Raw genomic sequence first — 17226 nt, forward strand, 5'->3', positions numbered from 1 at the left:
CCTGTCTTTTGCGCAAATCACTGCGCGGCGACCATAACCCATGAGCAGCGAAGGGAAAGCTGAGATCAAACCCGCCGGCGAGAATATCCGCGCCGCCGCCGAGGCGGTGCCGGTGTCCGGTCCCGCTCCGGAAACGGATGCGGCTGTGCGGACTGTGCCCGGGCGGCGCCGCCGCTGGCGGCTGCTGCGCGGGCTGGCCTGGGTGCTGGCGCTGCTGAGTTTTCTGGGCGCGGGCGCGGTTTATTTCGGGATCGGCACGCGGCTGGATGCGCCGGATTGGGTCAGGGACCGGGTTGAGGCCCGGATCGAGCGGCACCTGAACGGGCTGCAGGTTGAATTCGGCGCCATTCATGTCGTGGTGAACAAGGGCTGGCGGCCGCGGGTGAGCCTGCGGGATGTGGTGCTGCGGCACCCGGACGGCAGCGTCTTTGCCCAGCTGGCCGATGCCCAGGCGAGTCTTGCGATGCGGCCTCTGCTACGGGGGCGTATCCAGCCTAAGCGGATCGCGTTGAGCGGGCTGTTTGCGGCGCTCAGGCGCAATGAGGACGGCAGCCTTGCGCTGAGCTTTGCCAGCGGCGCAGCCCCGTCGCGCCGGGCCGCCAGCCTGGTGGAGCTGATCGAGCAATGGGACAGCCAGTTGCAGAAGCCGGTTCTTGCTGCATTGACTGAAGTCGAAACCAGCGAACTGACGCTGTCCTATACGGACGACCGGCTGGGGCGAGGCTGGACCCTGGATGGCGGCCGGATCGGATTGCAGCGGGAGGATGGCACGGTCTCCCTGTCGGCGGCCTTCTCGGTCCTCAGCGGGCGCGGCGAGGTGGGCACCGTGGAGGCCAGCTATGCGTCTGAGATCGGCAGCCCGGAGGCGGAGTTCGGGGTGCTGGTCTCCGAAATCGCCAGCGAGGATATCGCAGCGCAAAGCCCAGCGCTTGGCTGGCTGGGAGTGCTGCGGGCGCCGATTTCCGGCTCCTTGCGCGGCGGCGTGGCGGCGGATGGCGTGGTGCAGCCGGTGCAGGCAAGCCTGCGGATCGGCGAGGGGGTGATCCAGCCGGCGGCGCAGACCCGCCCGGTGCCGATCACCGGCGCCCGCAGCTATTTCACCTATGATCCGGCGCGTCAGCTTCTGGCGTTCTCCGAACTGAGCATCGAAAGCGGCTGGGTCTCCGGGGTGATGCAGGGTCAGGCGAGCCTGGCCGGGGTGCAGAACGGCCAGCTGGCCGGGCTGGTGGGGCAGTTGCGGTTCTCGAACCTGAAGCTGAACCCGCGCCGCCTGTTTGAAAGCCCGGTGGAATTCCCTGCGGTGGATGCGGATTTCGATCTGCGGCTCAAGCCGTTCCGGCTGCGGCTGGGCGAGATGCTGGTGCGCGACGGCGGCAGCCGCATTCATCTTGACGGCACTGTCGGCGCAGGCCCGGAGGGCTGGGACTATGACCTGAACGGCAGCGTCGATCAGGTGCGTGTGAAGCGGGTCAAGGAGTTGTGGCCCTCGGTGCTGGCGCCCAAGCCGCGGGAGTGGGTGGGCGAAAATCTGCACGCCGGGCTGGTGCGCAACGTCGGCTTCCATATGCGCGGGCGCGGCAGCGGCAAGCCGTTTGTCAGCCTGGATCTGGCCTTTGAGGACGCCGAGGTGGTGTTTCAGAAGTTCATGCCGCCGGTGCGGGGCGGCTCGGGCCAGCTGAGCCTCTATGGCCAGCGGTTTGTGGTCACGGCCTCCGGCGGCACGGTCTCGGCGGAACAGGGCGGCGATGTGGAGGTCGCAGGCACGTCCTTTATCATCCCTGATGTCACTGCCAAGGATGGCACGCCGGGGATTGCCAGGATCAAGGCGCGCGGATCTGCCACGGCGGCGCTGTCGCTTCTGAACCGGGAGCCGCTCAGGGTCATGGACAAGGCCAGCCTGCCGGTGGATCTGGCGGAGGGGCAGGTGGAGGCCGAGGGCACGCTGGCGCTGCCGCTGCAGAAGAAGATACCGGTCGAGCAGATCCTCTATCACTACCGGGGCACGGTGCGCGGTGTTCAGTCGGCTAAACTGGTGCCGGGCCATGTTGCGGCTGCACCGCTGCTGCAGATCGAGGGCGACCAGGGGCAGGTTCGGATCAGCGGCAATGGCAGCCTGTCCGGTGTGCCGCTGAGCGCCAGCTGGAGGCAGATGATCGGGAAGGACGCCGCACCGGACAGCCGGGTTGAAGGAACGATCGAGCTTTCGGCGGCAGCTGTCGAGGCTTTCAATATCGGCCTGCCGCGCGGTGCTGTGTCGGGCAAGTCGCGGGCGCGCTACGCAGTGGATCTGAGGCCGGGCGTGACGCCGCGGCTGGAACTGGACTCGGACCTGAAGGGCGCGGGGCTCCGGATCCCGGAAATCAGCTGGCGCAAGGGGGAAGGCGCAGGCGGCAGGCTTTCTTTGACCGCAACCCTGGGCAAGAGTGCCACGGTGGACAGGCTGGAACTGGAAGCGCCGGGCCTTTCAGCCACGGGCCGGGTCACGACGCACAAGAACGGCGGACTGAATCAGGCGGTGTTCACCTCAGCGCGGGCGGGCAACTGGTTTCAGGGCGCGGTGACCTTTACCGGCCGGGGCGCGGCAGCGCCTGCGATTGAGGTGACCGGCGGGCGGCTGGACCTGAACCGGTCGCCGTTTGCTGACACGGCAAGCGGTGGCGGAGGAGCCAGCCGCGGCGGCGATGTGCCTGTGACACTGCGGCTGCAGAACCTGCAGGTGACCGACAGCATCGGGCTGCAGAATTTCCAGGGCCGGTTTTCCACCCGCGGCGGCATGAACGGGGAGTTCACCGCGCGGCTGAACGGGCAGACACCGGTGGCGGGCACGCTGGTGCCGCAGAACGGCGGCACCGCCTCGCGTATCCGCTCCAACGATGCGGGCGGGGTGTTCCGCTCAGCCGGGGTGTTCGGGCATGGCCGCGGCGGCAGCTTTGACATGACACTGGTGCCGGCCGCAGGGGCGCCGGGCGAATATGACGGCAGGGTCACGGTCCGCAACATCCGGGTAAAAAACGCGCCTTCGATGGCGGCGATCCTGAATGCGATCAGCCTGGTGGGTCTTCTGGACGAGATGACCGGGCAGGGCATCCTTTTCACCAGCATGGAGGGGCGGTTCCGGCTGGGGGCCTCGCATCTGATCCTGCACCAGAGCAGCGCGGTCGGCCCGTCGATGGGGCTGTCGCTGGACGGCAATTTCGACCTGAACAGCAGCCGGTTGAACATGCGCGGGGTAATCTCGCCCGTTTACCTGCTGAACGCCATCGGACGGGTGCTGTCGCCGCGGGACGGCGAGGGCCTGTTCGGGTTTACCTTCACCCTGCGCGGCACCGCTGATGATCCGTCGGTCACCGTGAATCCGCTGGCTGGCCTTGCGCCGGGGTTCCTGCGCGAGATCTTCCGCGGCCCGGCACCGGCGGTGCCCGGGGACAACCGGGCCTTCACGGCGGACGGAGAGGAGCTGGAGGAAGGCCAGGAGCAGTTCCGCGAGCCGCGGGGATCCGACAAGTAAACCTTGCAGCATGCGAAAATCGCCATAGATTTCTCCCGCTGCACAGCCTATAGCGCGCGCCATGAAACTCAGCGATTTCGACTTCGACCTGCCTGACGACCTGATTGCCACCCGACCTGCCAATCCGCGCAGCTCGGCCCGCCTGCTGGTGGCTGAGGGCGGTGCCCTGCACGACGGGCAGGTGACCGATCTGATCCGCTGGCTGCAGCCCGGTGACCGGCTGGTGCTGAACGATACCAAGGTGATTCCGGCGCGCCTCAGCGGGCTGCGGCACCGCGACAGCGCGCAAGGCCCCGTTGCGGCCAGGATCGAGGCAACCCTGCTGGAACCCCGCGCCGATGGCAGCTGGGCGGCACTACTGAAGCCCCTGAAGAAAATCAAGGCGGGTGAGGAGATTGTCTTCTCTGAAAACCTGAGCGCCAGGCTTGAAGCCATTGAGGACGGCCAGGGGCAGCTGCGCTTCAATCTGAGCGGCACCGATTTTGATGCTGCATTGGCAGAGGCTGGCGCGATGCCGCTGCCGCCCTATATCGCCGCCAAGCGTGCCGCGGATGAGCAGGACAAGACCGACTACCAGACCGTCTGGGCCAAAAACTCCGGCGCGGTGGCGGCGCCGACGGCCTCATTGCATTTCGACGCGTCGCTGCTGGAGGCGCTGAAGGCGCGCGGGGTTGAGATTTCCTATGTCACCCTGCATGTGGGGGCGGGCACCTTCCTGCCGGTGAAGGTGGAGGACGTGACCACCCACCGGATGCACGCGGAATGGGGAAAGGTCAGCGAAGAAGCAGCGGCTGAAATAGCGGCCACCAAGGCCGCGGGCGGGCGGGTGATCCCGGTCGGCACCACGGCGCTGCGGCTGATCGAAAGCGCGGCCAGGGACGGGCAGATCCATCCCTGGGAAGGTGACACAGACATCTTTATCTATCCGGGGTTCGCGTTCCAGGTGGCGGATGCGCTGATGACAAACTTCCACCTGCCGAAATCAACGCTGCTGATGCTGGTCTCGGCGCTGATGGGGCAGGAAGAGATCCGCAAAATCTATGCTCATGCCGTTGAAAACCGCTACCGGTTCTTCTCCTATGGCGATGCGTCGCTTTTGATCCCGGCTTAGGCGAATACATCTTAGAATTGCGGCAAGAAATCGCAGATAAGCGCCGCAATCATGGAACCCGGACAGCGCGCAAAGGGTTCATCAAACTGAAATCTGAATCGGCGATAACGGCCTGGCAGGCTTGATCGGCCGGACATAACAAACAAAGGTGTTGGCAGCCCGTCCCGTTGTGGAGGGCTGCTTTGCTTTCGAAGGAGGCATGAAATGCTGCAGGTGCTGTCGAGCGCATGGGCGCTGTTGCTGGGGGTTTGCTTGCTGATGGTGGGCAACGGCCTGCAGGGCACCATGCTGGGTGTGCGCGGCGAGCTTGAGGGCTTTTCGACCTTCCAGATGTCGATCGTGATGTCGGCCTATTTCGTGGGCTTCCTGGGCGGCTCGCGGCTGGCGCCGGAGATGATCCGCCGCGTCGGCCATGTGCGGGTTTTTGCGGCACTGGCCTCCTTCATCTCGGCAGTGATGATCCTCTATCCGCTGCTGCCCAACACGGTTGCCTGGGCGCTGGGGCGGATCGTCATCGGCTTCTGCTTTTCGGGCGTGTATGTGACCGCGGAAAGCTGGCTGAACAACGCGGCTGACAACACCAACCGGGGCAAGGCGCTGTCGCTCTATATGATCGTGCAGACCATCGGCATCATTGCAGCGCAGGGCCTGATCCAAGTTGGCAATCCGGCCGGATTTGAGGCCTTCATCATCGCGTCGATCCTGGTTTCGATCTCCTTTGCCCCCATTCTTCTGTCGATTTCGCCCACGCCGGCATTCGACACCACTAAGCCAATGACCCTGCGCCAGCTGTTCGAAACCTCGCCCTTGGGGTGCGTTGGCATGTTTCTTCTCGGCGGCGTGTTCTCGGCCCAGTTCGGGATGAGCGCGGTTTACGGCTCGGCGGCCGGGCTGACCTTGACCCAGCTGTCGATCTTCGTCTCGGCTTTCTATGTGGGGGCCATGCTGCTGCAGTATCCCCTGGGATGGCTGTCGGACCGCATGGACCGCCGGGTTCTGATCCTTTTTGTCGCTCTGGTGGGCGGCGGCGGTGCGGTGCTGGGCTTCCTGTTCGGGATGGAGTTCAAGATGCTCCTGGTGGCGGCTTTCTTCATCGGCGGGTTGTCGAACCCGCTCTATTCGCTGCTGATCGCCTATACCAACGATTACCTGCAGCATGACGACATGGCGGCTGCATCAGGCGGGCTGGTTTTCATCAACGGGCTGGGCGCCATTGCCGGGCCGCTGATCACCGGCTGGCTGATGGAGGACGCGGTGTTCGGGCCTGCTGGATTCTTTACCTTCATCGGTGCGCTGATGTTTGCAATGGCTGCCTATGCTGCCTACCGCGCGACGCAGCGTGCGGCGGTGCCTGTCGATGAAACCGGCAGCTTTGCCGCGATGTCGCCGACAGCAACACCTGTGGCGGTGGAATTTGCCCAGGAATACGCCATCGAGACCGAACTGGAGGAGCAGGAAACTGCCCAAGAAACAGTTTGATTGCGCTAACCAGCCGGAATTGTGAGGATTATTTCACACAATGGGCTTGTCTGACGCAATTTGTGACCCAAGGTTACTTGTAAAGGTAATGTAAAATGGCCTGAAGTTAGGGTCAGGAAAAACTTGGAGTTACGACCGATGACTGGTCCCGAAGAGATACTTGCGTTCTGGCTCGACAAAGTCGGGGAGAAGGGATGGTATCTGCAGGATGACGCGCTGGATCAGGAGATCCGCGAGACGTTCCAATCCACATGGGAGGCGGCCTGCGAGGGCCGGTTCTCCTTCTGGCTCACCTACCCGAGCGGCACGCTGGCCTACATCATCCTGATGGACCAGTTCCCGCGCAACATGTTCCGCGGCGAGGGCCGCGCCTTTGCCTCTGACCGGGCAGCCCTGTCGGCGGCCAAGATCGCCATCAACAAGAACTGGGATCTGAAGATCGACGAGCCTGCGCGGCAGTTCTTCTATCTGCCGCTGATGCACTCGGAAAACCTGTGTGATCAGGAACGGTGCATCCGGCTGATGATGGAGCGGATGCCGCAGAACGGCACCAGCAACCTGCTGCATGCCCGCGCCCACCGCGAAGTGATCCGCCAGTTCGGCCGCTTCCCCTACCGCAATGAGGCCTTGCACCGCGCCAGCACCAGCCCGGAACTGGCCTATGTGCAGGCCGGCGGCTACGGCGAGACCGTGCGGCAGATGCAAGCGGCCGGCTGACACCGGTCCAATTGGAAGGTATCAGCGCCGCGCCCCGGTAACGGGCGCGGCGTTTTCTTTTGCGGCCCCTTGCTTGCGGCGCAGCACTTCGGCAGGGAAAAGGTCTGCTTTTTTTGACAAGCCATTGAGGACAGGCCCTTGACCACAGTTCAATTTCCGATGACGGGAAGCTGCCGCTGCGGCGCCACCGCCGTTGAAGCCTCAGCGCCGCCGGTGCTGACCGCGGCCTGCCATTGCCGCGGCTGCCAGAAGATGAGCGCCAGCGCGTTTTCCCTGACCGCGATGTTCCCGGCAGAGGCGTTCCGGGTTGTCCAGGGCGATCCTGTCGTTGGCGGCGCCAAGGGTGCCGAATTGGCCCACTATTGCTGCCCGGAGTGCCAGACTTGGATGTTTACCCGTATCACCGGCGTGGAGGAGTTTGTGAACGTCCGCCCCACGATGTTCGAGGACACCAGCTGGTTCCGCCCGTTCATTGAGACCTGGACAGCGGCCAAACATCCGTTTGTGCAGGTTACCGCTGAGCACAGCTTTGAGCATTTCCCCACGATGGAGGAGTTCGGCGGGCTGCTGGCAGCCTACGCCGCAAAGGGCTGAGCAGGTGATCAGCTTTCACCGGGGCCGCAAGCACTGCCGTCCTTCAGAAGAGGTACGGCGAGAATGATGCGGCTGGCCAGTTCCGCGGCCCCTGTGCGGGCGGCGTCTGCCGCGGCGTGCCGGGGCAGGGTGCGCATGTCAGCGAGGGCGGTTTGGAACTGTGCAAGGCGTGCCTCCAGCCGGGCGAGCCTTTCGGCAGGAGCCGTGCCGGACTGAACCGAACTGCGAAGACCGGCAACCTCCTGTTGCAGCTCTGTGACGGCGGTGCGCAGCGGCGCAACCTGGCCGGTGATGGCTTCAGCATTGGCCGTAACGCCCTCGGCTGCGGTCATCAGTTTCCATCCCAGGAACAGGCACACTGCCAGCAGGATCAGGGTGGCGTTCAAAAGAGCCTTGGCGAAGTCGAAAAGGAGTTTTGTCATGGGCATGCGGTCCAGGGTTGTGGATTGCAGAAAGCTTCCGGCTTATGCTGACCCGGAGCTATCCGTGCTGCCAAGCGGAAACCTGCCGTAAAACGCATGGCCGCTATGCCGCAGCAGAGGGTGATTGCAGTGCAGCAAAAACTAGTTTAACGGTAAACTAGTTTTTTGGAACCTGTTCGAGGGCGAGGGAGCAACATGGCCGCACAATCTTATGACGTGATCGTAATCGGCGCCGGGCCGGGGGGCTATGTCGCCGCCATCCGTGCGGCACAGCTGGGCCTGAAGACCTGCGTGGTCGAGCGTGAGCATCTGGGCGGCATCTGCCTGAACTGGGGCTGCATTCCGACCAAGGCGCTGCTGCGGTCGTCAGAAGTGTTCCACCTGATGGAGCGCGCCAAGGATTTCGGCCTTAAGGCGGAGAACATCGGCTATGACCTGGACGCGGTGGTGAAACGCTCGCGCGGGGTGGCGAAACAGCTCAGCTCCGGCATCGGCCACCTGATGAAGAAGAACAAGATCGACGTGGTGATGGGCGAAGCGTCGATTCCGGCCAAAGGCAAGGTTTCGGTCAAGACCGACAAGGGCACACAGGATCTGACCGCCAAGAACATCGTTCTGGCCACCGGCGCCCGCGCCCGCGAGCTGCCGGGGCTGGAAGCGGACGGCGATCTGGTCTGGACCTACAAACACGCGCTGCAGCCGGTGCGGATGCCGAAGAAGCTGCTGGTGATCGGCTCCGGCGCCATCGGCATCGAATTTGCCAGCTTCTACAACACCCTGGGCGCTGACACGACGGTGGTTGAGGTGATGGACCGGGTGCTGCCGGTCGAGGACGCCGAAATCTCCGCCTTTGCCAAGAAGGCCTTTGTCAAACAGGGCATGAAGATCATGGAGAAAGCCATGGTCAAGCAGCTGGATCGGGGCAAGGGCAAAGTGACTGCCCAAATCGAAGTGGGCGGCAAGGTAGAGAAACAGGAGTTCGACACCGTGATCTCCGCCGTGGGTATCGTCGGCAATGTCGAGGGCCTGGGGCTGGAAGAGCTGGGCGTCAAGGTCGACCGGACCCATGTGATCACTGATGAATTCTGCCGTACCGGCGTCGATGGCCTCTATGCTATCGGCGACATCGCCGGCGCGCCCTGGCTGGCGCACAAGGCGTCCCACGAAGGTGTGATGGTGGCCGAGCTGATCGCGGGCAAGCACGCGCACGCCGTTAAGCCGGAAAGCATTGCCGGCTGCACCTACTGCCAGCCGCAGGTGGCCTCTGTCGGCTATACCGAAGCGAAAGCCAAGGAACTGGGTTACGACATCAAGGTCGGCCGCTTCCCCTTTATCGGCAATGGCAAGGCCATCGCGCTGGGTGAGGCCGAGGGCATGGTCAAGACTATATTTGACGCCAAGACCGGCGAGCTGCTGGGTGCCCACATGGTCGGCGCCGAGGTGACCGAGATGATCCAGGGCTATGTGGTGGGCCGCCAGCTGGAGACCACCGAGGAAGACCTGATGAACACCGTCTTCCCGCACCCCACGCTCAGCGAGATGATGCATGAATCGGTGCTGGATGCCTATGACCGGGTGATCCACATGTGAGCTGCCCGAGGCAGTGTAGGATTGAAAAGGCGGCCTGCTGAGGGTCGCCTTTTTTTGCTGGCGCATTGAATTCTTTCAGAAATTCCGCAAATTTCTTGCGTTTTCTCTGCTTCGTGAACCGCGATGCGAGAATTACCTCTCGACCAAAAGGTCTCTGACCTCACCAATCGAAAAGAATGGATCTCCGCCGTTTTCGTAACGGACGGCGTATCTCGTGTTTTTTTCCGAAAAAACAATATGCGGCGCCTCATTGTTCGGGGCATCTTTACGTTCGAAGTCCAATATAATGGGTCCGCTTTCAGAAAGATGGTAGATGTAGAAATCCACGTCCCCGCTGCTCGCCCTCTTGTAAGCTGAGATTACACCCGCAATGCCGTCAGGCCAGGCTGAAATAAAAGTCGGATGCTCACCTAAGTCGTACTGGGGAAAGGGAAAGTCACGAATGACTTCTCCGCTATCTGCGTCATGTACAGCTAAGCCCTCAACGCGACCTACGTTATCGTCCCTTACCAAATAGTTGTAAATAACCTGGTCTTTCGGAGGTAACCACTTGGCGAACCAGCTTTGATCAGGTTTTGTCAACCACTCTGATGTAAAAACCATGTCAGCTTCAGGAGCCAGCGGCCTGGGTTTTACGGTTCGATTACCCGGTTCAACAATATAGCTCGCTCCGTAAAGCGTGCCGATGATCAGGTATTTGCCCGAAGGGGACCACTTCAGTTCATTGACAATGGATGCCTCGTAAACATCACTTGAGATCTGTTTGTAACGCTGTTTTACCTTTAGGTGCCTGCCCTCATAGATAACAACCTGACCGTCATGGCCAGTTGCAAAAAGGCTGCCGTCAGGTGACCAGCTCGCTAGATGGGTCTGACGGTGACCGTGATTTAGTTCTACAACCTCATTAGTCTCTAGATTTACTGTAATCCCCGACGACCGGAAGTTCGCCGCCGTAAGAAACCGGCCATCAGGTGATAAGATTCCCTGGCTGTTGGACGCAAGGCCCCAATCAAGACCATCGATTTCAACCTGCGACCATTCGATACCATCCCATTTTACCAAAGTGTCGTTGACGCCGGGAACGAAAAGTCCCGGTTCCCCGTCGGTTGCGGTGTACCAAGAGGGAACAGCAGATTGGACTATGTTGTCATCAGACCTGGCGACCAAATCTCCAGTCTCTGCGTTTCGGATCTCCAGATAGCCCCGGTAACGGTCGGCCTCTAGGCTGTGAACAAAAAGAGTGGCATCCGGAGAAAAACTGTACGTGACATTTGACAGGTTTCCTGCCTTGATCTCAACAGTTCGTTTTCCATTTTCTGCATGTGGTCTTGTCACCGGGTTCAGATGATCGAACTCAGTTACTACCAGCGTTACACCAACGACGGCTAGGATGCCGATTGAAAAAGCTATGGATTTCTTCATGAAATTTGCACCTTAATATTGTGTCGGGGTGTCTTTAAACAACCCTGAACGCTTCCTGAAGCCTATTTTTGTTGGTGCAAAGAGCGATGTCTTTTCCCCTGTGATAGCGTTCGGAAACAGTGCTTTGAAAGCCGAAGATCAATGAAGCGGCATAGATGAAAGAGGTGCTTGCTTGTTTTTTTCAACGAGCCCCTAACGCTCTGGCTTCTGGCTGTGCACAGGGGTAACCAGTGGCAGAACAAGATCAAAGGGGCGGCAGTCATGATGGCATCCGGGAAAACCCGCTGGGGCGCGATCCTTGCGGTCTGGGCTGCGGGCCTTGGCGCTGCTGCGCAATACGGCAAGGTTTCGGTTGTCTTTGACCAGCTGGGCGCGCTGTATCCGGAAGCCGGCGCCAGCCTGAGCCTCAGCGTGTCGATGACGGGCGTGCTGGGCATTCTGATGGGTGCGGTGGCCGGGTTGTTCGTTTCTTCCTTCGGCTACCGGCGCACACTGGTCTGGGCCTTATGGACAGGCGCCGTGATGTCGGCGCTGCAGGTGCTGCATCTGCCTTACGGGCTGTTCCTGGTGACACGCGCGGCCGAAGGGTTGTCGCATCTGGGCATCGTGGTGGCGGGGCCGACGCTGATGGCGCTCTTGGCAAGCGACCGCCAGCGGGGCACGGCACTGACCGTGTGGAGCACGTTTTTTGGTGTTGCCTTTGCGCTCTTGAATTGGCTGGGGCTGCCGCTGGTGGCCGCGCATGGCCTGCTGTCGCTGTTTGCCGCGCATGCCGCACTGATGGCGGTGCTGGCTGTTCTGCTGCAGTGGTCGATGCGGGGCCTGCCGATGCCGCCGCGCCAGCCAATGCCGCAGCTGGCCAACCTGGCGGCCCTGCATCTGAAGATCTACCGGTCACCGTTCAAGCTGGCGCCGGCCGCGGGCTGGCTGTTTTACACCACTTGTTTTGTAGCGCTCCTGACGGTGCTTCCGCCGCATCTGCCAGCTGAGCAGCGGGCCTTTGTGATGGGGGCGTTTCCGCTGATCTCCATCGCGTCGTCGATGCTGTTGGGGGTGGCATTGTTGCGGGTGATGCCGGCGGTGCAGCTCATTCAGCTGGGTTTTGGATTATGTGCGGCGGGCGGGCTGTGGCTCTGGGCCATGCCGGGCGATTGGCTGGCGTGTTTTGCGCTGGCGGCGGCCTTTGGCCTGGTGCAGAGCGGCAGCTTTGCCTGCGTGCCGCAGCTGAACACCACTGCGGCGGATCAGGCCGAGGCGAACGGGGCGATGTCGCAGGCGGGCAACGCAGGCAATGTGATCGGCACGCCGCTGCTGCTGGGCTCGCTGGGCCTGGCAGGCTATGGCGGCATGATGCTGGTGGTCTGCGCCCTGTTCCTGGCGGGCATTCTGGTGCACCAGCTGCTGGCCGCACGGCGGCGCGCCTGGGCCTGAGCGGCGGCTCCCGCCCGTCACAGGCCCCAAGGGGCCCGTTCCCGTTGGGCCAAGCGCCGCGCAAAGCGCGCGGCGCAACGGAATTCGTGCCGAATTCCGGGCCGGAAAACCCAGGTTCTCCGGCTGTTGCCAGCTGCTGTCAGCAAGTTTCAACCTGTTCGCGCAATGTTCTCTTTTTGGGCTTGGCGTTTTCCACAGCATTCCCTATCTGTAGGGCGGGCGTCCGCCAAGGGTTCGGCGGCGCGGGTACGGGGGCATTATGGCTGAGCTGAAATCCATCGAAGTGCGCGGCGCGCGCGAGCATAATCTGAAGAGCATCGACGTGGATATTCCGCGCGATGAACTGGTGGTGATCACCGGTCTTTCGGGTTCGGGCAAGTCCTCGCTGGCGTTTGACACGATCTATGCCGAGGGCCAGCGCCGTTATGTCGAAAGCCTGTCGGCCTATGCGCGCCAGTTCCTGGATATGATGGAAAAGCCGGATGTGGACCATATCAGCGGTCTGTCCCCGGCGATCTCGATCGAACAGAAGACGACGTCGAAGAACCCGCGTTCCACCGTTGGCACGGTGACGGAGATCTATGACTATCTGCGCCTGTTGTTTGCCCGCGCCGGCACGCCCTACAGCCCGGCCACCGGCAAGCCGATTGAGGCGCAGCAGGTGCAGGACATGGTCGACCGGATCATGGAGATGGAGGAGGGCACCCGCGGCTATCTGCTGGCGCCGATCGTCCGCGACCGCAAGGGTGAGTACAAGAAGGAATTCCTGGAGCTGCGCAAGCAGGGCTTCCAGCGGGTGAAGGTGGACGGGGAGTTCTATGAACTGGACGAGCCGCCCACTCTGGACAAGAAGTTCCGCCATGACATCGACGTGGTTGTCGACCGCCTGGTGGTGCGTGAGGGGATGGAGACGCGGCTGGCGGACTCACTTCGCACTGCGCTGGACCTGGCCGATGGTATTGCCATTCTGGAAACGGCTCCGCGGGAGGGGGATCCGGAGCGGATCACCTTCAGCGAAAACTTTGCCTGCCCGGTCAGCGGCTTCACCATCCCGGAGATCGAACCGCGGCTGTTCTCCTTCAACGCGCCGTTCGGGGCTTGCCCGGAATGCGACGGCTTGGGGGTTGAGCTGTTTTTCGATGAACGGCTGGTGGTGCCGGACCAGAGCCTGAAGGTCTATGACGGCGCGCTGGCGCCCTGGCGCAAGGGCAAGTCGCCCTATTTCCTGCAGACCATTGAAGCCATTGCGCGGCATTACGAGTTCGACAAGAACACCGTTTGGAAGGACCTGCCGGAGAAGGTTCAGAAGGTGTTCCTGTACGGCTCCGGCGACGAAGAGATCATGTTCCGCTATGACGAGGGCGGCCGGGTCTATCAGGTGGAGCGCACCTTCGAGGGCGTCATTCCGAACATGGAGCGGCGCTACCGCGAGACTGATTCCAACTGGATCCGCGAAGAGTTTGAGCGCTACCAGAACAACCGCCATTGCCATCACTGCGAGGGCTACCGTCTGCGCGAGGAAGCGCTGGCGGTGAAGATCGCGGGCGTGCATGTGGGGCAGGTGGTGCAGCTGTCGATCCGCGAGGCGCTGGCCTGGATCGAGGATGTGCCGAACCATCTGACCCAGCAGAAACAGGAGATCGCCCGCGCCATAGTCAAGGAGATCCGCGAGCGGCTGGGCTTCCTGAACAATGTGGGTCTGGAATATCTGACGCTGAGCCGCAATTCCGGCACGTTGTCCGGTGGCGAGAGCCAGCGGATCCGTCTGGCGAGCCAGATCGGCTCCGGCCTGACCGGGGTGTTGTATGTGCTGGACGAGCCGTCCATCGGCTTGCACCAGCGCGATAATGACCGGCTGATCGGCACCCTGAAGAACCTGCGCGATCAGGGCAACACAGTGATCGTGGTGGAGCATGACGAGGACATGATCCGACAGGCGGATTACGTCTTTGATATCGGCCCCGGCGCCGGGGTGCATGGCGGCGAAGTGGTGAGCCACGGTACGCCGCAAGCAATTGCGGCGGACACGGGGTCGATCACCGGCCAGTATCTGGCGGGCACCCGGGAAATCGCTGTGCCGGCCAAGCGCCGCAAGGGCAACAAGAAGAAGATCAAGGTGGTCAAGGCCAGCGGCAACAACCTGAAGGAGGTGACGGCGGAGTTCCCGCTGGGCAAGTTCGTCTGTGTGACCGGCGTGTCGGGCGGCGGCAAGTCGACGCTGACCATCGAGACGCTGTTCAAGACCGCCTCAATGCGCCTCAATGGCGCGCGCCAGACGCCGGCACCTTGCGAAAGCATCAAAGGGCTGGAGCATCTGGACAAGGTGATCGACATTGACCAGCGCCCTATCGGGCGGACTCCGCGTTCAAATCCAGCGACTTACACCGGGGCCTTCACCCCGATCCGCGACTGGTTTGCCGGGCTGCCGGAGGCCAAGGCGCGCGGCTACAAGCCGGGGCGGTTCTCCTTCAACGTCAAGGGCGGCCGCTGCGAGGCCTGCCAAGGCGACGGCGTCATCAAGATCGAGATGCATTTCCTGCCCGACGTCTATGTCACTTGCGAAACCTGCAAGGGCGCGCGCTACAACCGCGAGACGCTGGAGATCAAGTTCAAGGGCAAGAGCATCGCCGATGTGCTTGATATGACTGTGGAAGATGCACAGACTTTCTTCCAGGCGGTGCCTGCGATCCGCGACAAGATGGACGCGCTGATGCGGGTGGGCCTGGGCTATATCAAGGTGGGCCAGCAGGCGACGACGCTGTCGGGCGGCGAGGCGCAGCGGGTGAAACTGTCGAAGGAGCTGTCGAAACGCTCTACCGGGCGGACGCTGTATATCCTGGATGAGCCGACCACCGGCCTGCATTTCGAGGATGTGAAGAAGCTCTTGGAAGTGCTGCACGAACTGGTGGAGCAGGGCAATTCAGTGGTGGTGATCGAGCACAATCTGGATGTGGTCAAAACCGCCGACTGGATCATCGACATCGGCCCGGAAGGCGGCGACGGCGGCGGCGAGATTGTTGCGGCCGGGACCCCGGAAGCGGTGGCCGAGGAGCCGCGCAGCCACACCGGGCGCTATCTGAAGGACATTCTTGCGGCGCGGAAGGTGGCGGCAGAGTGAATAAGAGGGGCGCTGCCCCTCTTGGCCTTTGGCCAATTCACCCCGGGATATTTTTGGCGAGATGAACAGAGGGGCGTTGCCCCCCTTTGTTATGCAGTTTGCGCGGCGGCGGGGCGGGCCAGCAACAGCGGCACCACGAGCAGCCCCAGAAAGGCCGTGTTCATCACCACGTTGAACCAGGCGCCGGCGGCGAGGGAGCCGAGGCTGTCGGGGATGTACCAGGCCAGCAGCGCCGGGAGCAGCAGGCGGCGGCCAAGGGCCGGGTCGGCACTGTAGATGTGCTCTGTCACAAGGTAGATCAGAACACAGAAGCCGCACATCAGCCCGCCGCTGATGGCTGTCATCAGGGCGGCTGCGCCCGGGCTGAGCGCCTGGGCGCCGTCTAGCGGCAGGAAGGCAAGGTCGAGGAAAAGATCGAGTGCTCTTCCCAGAGGTGTTGCCAGCGCCAGCACGAGGGCAAGACCGAAGGCTGCGCCCAGGATTGAGACTGTCTTGAGCAGTCGGGTTGCGGCGGTGTGTGTCATTGGAAGCTCCTGTGAAATGTCTTCGGCAAGATGCAGCGGAGAGCGGAGGCAAAACAATTACCTGGGGGGTAAGTGTATTCCCCGCTGCAGCCCCCTATGCTGCGGAAAACGGAGGCATCAAATGGCGGAGAGCTTTGGCGCGGTTTTGAAAAAATGGCGCGGACATAGGCGGATGAGCCAGCTGCAGCTGGCACTGGAGGCCGGTGTTTCAGCCCGGCACTTGTCGTTTCTGGAGAGCGGCCGCTCACGCCCCAGCCGCGGCATGGTGCTGCGGCTGAGCGAGGAGTTGCAGCTGCCGGGCGGGGCGCAGAACCAGTTGCTGACGGCGGCGGGGCTTGCGCCGGCCTATGCGCGCCGGGACCTGGCCGATGCGGAGCTGGCGCCGCTGCAACAGGCAGCTGCGCAGATGATGGCGGCGCATACGCCCCTTCCGGCGATGATGATCGACCGGCATTGGACCCTGCTGGATCTGAACCGCCCCATGGAAATGATGCTGGGCAGCGCCGGTATCAGCCGGGGCAGCAACCTGATCGAGGCATTGCTGGACAATTCGGCGTTGCGCGCGGCGCTGGACAATCTGGAGGAGGTGGAGTGGCTCAGCCTGGCGCGGCTGAGGACCGAGCTAGGCCATTTCGGGTCCGATCCGGTTCTGGAGCAGGCGGTTGCACGGCTGCAGGAAAAAGCCTTGAGCCATGCGGCCCCGGAGGAGGGGGTGCTGCCGGCGGTGATCCCTGCGCGGTACCGGATGGGCGGCCAGGTGCTGGCGTTCTTTTCCACCATCACACAGTTTGGCGGCACTGGCGACCTTGCGATGTCGGAGTTGAGGATCGAGATGCTGTTTCCTGCAGACGAGGCGACGCGTCAAGCCATGACAGCGTTGGCCGGGGCTTGACCGGGCATCTGCGCCTCTACTTGGCGAGAGTGTCCGCGGCGCCGATCAGGCGCAGCACCTTCTGGGTCTCGCGGTTGACCTGATAGACATAGCCGCCGGCCTGAACATAAGTGCCATAGGGATCCGGCGCCCATTGTCCGGGATCTCCGATCCAGATGTATTCGTCCAGGATGTGATCACCGCGGCGGTAGAACTTCTTTACCGGACCCGGCGGCGCGCAGTGCGAGGCTTTCATCACCAGCCCGCCGGGGCATTGCAAGCGGTCCCTCTCCTCGCCGCCATTACCTGCGGCCAGCGGAATTGCCAGCGCGCTGGCGGCGGCAAGAACGGTGATCGGAACAAGACGGCGGCGTACCATTTACAGCTGGTCCTTTTTTCGCTGCCTTCGTCATAAAGGGCTGCGGGGCAAAGCCAAGGG

General features: G+C 62.5%; 13 protein-coding genes. 9 read left to right on the forward strand and 4 right to left on the reverse strand.

Translation table 11 applies throughout. The features are described 5' to 3' along the window. Positions 1 to 40: 40 nt before the first annotated feature. From N6L27_RS00760 to N6L27_RS00780, 5 genes are all read left to right on the forward strand, one after another. On the forward strand, positions 41 to 3508 hold the full coding sequence (locus tag N6L27_RS00760) for a YhdP family protein (protein ID WP_271905154.1): 3468 nt from the start codon (positions 41 to 43) through the stop codon (positions 3506 to 3508). A 61-nt stretch (positions 3509 to 3569) separates the two neighbouring features. After that, on the forward strand, positions 3570 to 4619 hold the full coding sequence (queA, locus tag N6L27_RS00765) for a tRNA preQ1(34) S-adenosylmethionine ribosyltransferase-isomerase QueA (protein WP_271905156.1): 1050 nt from the start codon (positions 3570 to 3572) through the stop codon (positions 4617 to 4619). A 204-nt stretch (positions 4620 to 4823) separates the two neighbouring features. Then, positions 4824 to 6098, forward strand: a complete 1275-nt coding sequence (locus N6L27_RS00770; RefSeq protein ID WP_271905157.1) for an MFS transporter — start codon at positions 4824 to 4826, stop codon at positions 6096 to 6098. 138 nt (positions 6099 to 6236) lie between these two features. After that, complete coding sequence (locus N6L27_RS00775; protein ID WP_271905158.1) at positions 6237 to 6815, forward strand: DUF924 family protein; 579 nt, start codon at positions 6237 to 6239, stop codon at positions 6813 to 6815. 159 nt (positions 6816 to 6974) lie between these two features. Continuing rightward, on the forward strand, positions 6975 to 7409 hold the full coding sequence (locus N6L27_RS00780; protein ID WP_271905159.1) for a GFA family protein: 435 nt from the start codon (positions 6975 to 6977) through the stop codon (positions 7407 to 7409). Positions 7410 to 7417: 8 nt separating this feature from the next. On the opposite strand, the gene N6L27_RS00785 is transcribed toward N6L27_RS00780, so the two are convergent. Further along, entirely contained in the window at positions 7418 to 7831 is a 414-nt protein-coding gene (locus N6L27_RS00785; protein ID WP_271905160.1) for a hypothetical protein, read from the reverse strand. Between the two features lie 195 nt (positions 7832 to 8026). Between N6L27_RS00785 and lpdA the strand changes: the two genes are divergently transcribed. Next, entirely contained in the window at positions 8027 to 9421 is a 1395-nt protein-coding gene (gene lpdA / locus N6L27_RS00790; RefSeq protein ID WP_271905161.1) for a dihydrolipoyl dehydrogenase, read from the forward strand. 132 nt (positions 9422 to 9553) lie between these two features. Here lpdA and N6L27_RS00795 read toward each other — a convergent pair whose 3' ends face one another. Further along, the gene (locus N6L27_RS00795) at positions 9554 to 10843 is read right to left on the reverse strand and encodes a WD40 repeat domain-containing protein (RefSeq protein ID WP_271905162.1); all 1290 of its coding nucleotides are present in this window, start codon (positions 10841 to 10843) and stop codon (positions 9554 to 9556) included. A 261-nt stretch (positions 10844 to 11104) separates the two neighbouring features. Between N6L27_RS00795 and N6L27_RS00800 the strand changes: the two genes are divergently transcribed. After that, complete coding sequence (locus tag N6L27_RS00800; RefSeq protein ID WP_271905163.1) at positions 11105 to 12274, forward strand: MFS transporter; 1170 nt, start codon at positions 11105 to 11107, stop codon at positions 12272 to 12274. A 259-nt stretch (positions 12275 to 12533) separates the two neighbouring features. Next, entirely contained in the window at positions 12534 to 15392 is a 2859-nt protein-coding gene (uvrA, locus tag N6L27_RS00805; protein ID WP_271905164.1) for an excinuclease ABC subunit UvrA, read from the forward strand. A gap of 89 nt (positions 15393 to 15481) precedes the next feature. Here the strand turns inward: uvrA and N6L27_RS00810 are convergent, their stop codons facing one another. Next, the gene (locus tag N6L27_RS00810) at positions 15482 to 15916 is read right to left on the reverse strand and encodes an excinuclease ABC subunit A (RefSeq protein WP_271905165.1); all 435 of its coding nucleotides are present in this window, start codon (positions 15914 to 15916) and stop codon (positions 15482 to 15484) included. A gap of 121 nt (positions 15917 to 16037) precedes the next feature. Here N6L27_RS00810 and N6L27_RS00815 point away from each other — a divergent pair, with 121 nt between their 5' ends. After that, the gene (locus N6L27_RS00815) at positions 16038 to 16808 is read left to right on the forward strand and encodes an MmyB family transcriptional regulator (RefSeq protein WP_271905166.1); all 771 of its coding nucleotides are present in this window, start codon (positions 16038 to 16040) and stop codon (positions 16806 to 16808) included. 16 nt (positions 16809 to 16824) lie between these two features. On the opposite strand, the gene N6L27_RS00820 is transcribed toward N6L27_RS00815, so the two are convergent. Beyond that, on the reverse strand, positions 16825 to 17166 hold the full coding sequence (locus tag N6L27_RS00820) for a hypothetical protein (RefSeq protein WP_271905167.1): 342 nt from the start codon (positions 17164 to 17166) through the stop codon (positions 16825 to 16827). Positions 17167 to 17226 lie beyond the last annotated feature (60 nt).

Origin of the sequence: Leisingera sp. SS27, from assembly GCF_028368855.1 — a bacterium.
In the GTDB taxonomy this organism is placed as follows: domain Bacteria; phylum Pseudomonadota; class Alphaproteobacteria; order Rhodobacterales; family Rhodobacteraceae; genus Leisingera.

What these genes read in the sequence shown, in the direction of transcription:
- lpdA (WP_271905161.1), top strand. Translation starts at nt 8,027, where the DNA reads ATGGCCGCACAATCTTATGACGTGATCGTAATCGGCGCCGGGCCGGGG.
- N6L27_RS00780 (WP_271905159.1), top strand. Translation starts at nt 6,975, where the DNA reads ATGACGGGAAGCTGCCGCTGCGGCGCCACCGCCGTTGAAGCCTCAGCG.
- queA (WP_271905156.1), top strand. Translation starts at nt 3,570, where the DNA reads ATGAAACTCAGCGATTTCGACTTCGACCTGCCTGACGACCTGATTGCC.
- N6L27_RS00795 (WP_271905162.1), bottom strand. Translation starts at nt 10,843, where the DNA reads ATGAAGAAATCCATAGCTTTTTCAATCGGCATCCTAGCCGTCGTTGGT.
- N6L27_RS00810 (WP_271905165.1), bottom strand. Translation starts at nt 15,916, where the DNA reads ATGACACACACCGCCGCAACCCGACTGCTCAAGACAGTCTCAATCCTG.
- N6L27_RS00820 (WP_271905167.1), bottom strand. Translation starts at nt 17,166, where the DNA reads ATGGTACGCCGCCGTCTTGTTCCGATCACCGTTCTTGCCGCCGCCAGC.
- N6L27_RS00770 (WP_271905157.1), top strand. Translation starts at nt 4,824, where the DNA reads ATGCTGCAGGTGCTGTCGAGCGCATGGGCGCTGTTGCTGGGGGTTTGC.
- uvrA (WP_271905164.1), top strand. Translation starts at nt 12,534, where the DNA reads ATGGCTGAGCTGAAATCCATCGAAGTGCGCGGCGCGCGCGAGCATAAT.
- N6L27_RS00775 (WP_271905158.1), top strand. Translation starts at nt 6,237, where the DNA reads ATGACTGGTCCCGAAGAGATACTTGCGTTCTGGCTCGACAAAGTCGGG.
- N6L27_RS00800 (WP_271905163.1), top strand. Translation starts at nt 11,105, where the DNA reads ATGATGGCATCCGGGAAAACCCGCTGGGGCGCGATCCTTGCGGTCTGG.
- N6L27_RS00785 (WP_271905160.1), bottom strand. Translation starts at nt 7,831, where the DNA reads ATGACAAAACTCCTTTTCGACTTCGCCAAGGCTCTTTTGAACGCCACC.
- N6L27_RS00815 (WP_271905166.1), top strand. Translation starts at nt 16,038, where the DNA reads ATGGCGGAGAGCTTTGGCGCGGTTTTGAAAAAATGGCGCGGACATAGG.
- N6L27_RS00760 (WP_271905154.1), top strand. Translation starts at nt 41, where the DNA reads ATGAGCAGCGAAGGGAAAGCTGAGATCAAACCCGCCGGCGAGAATATC.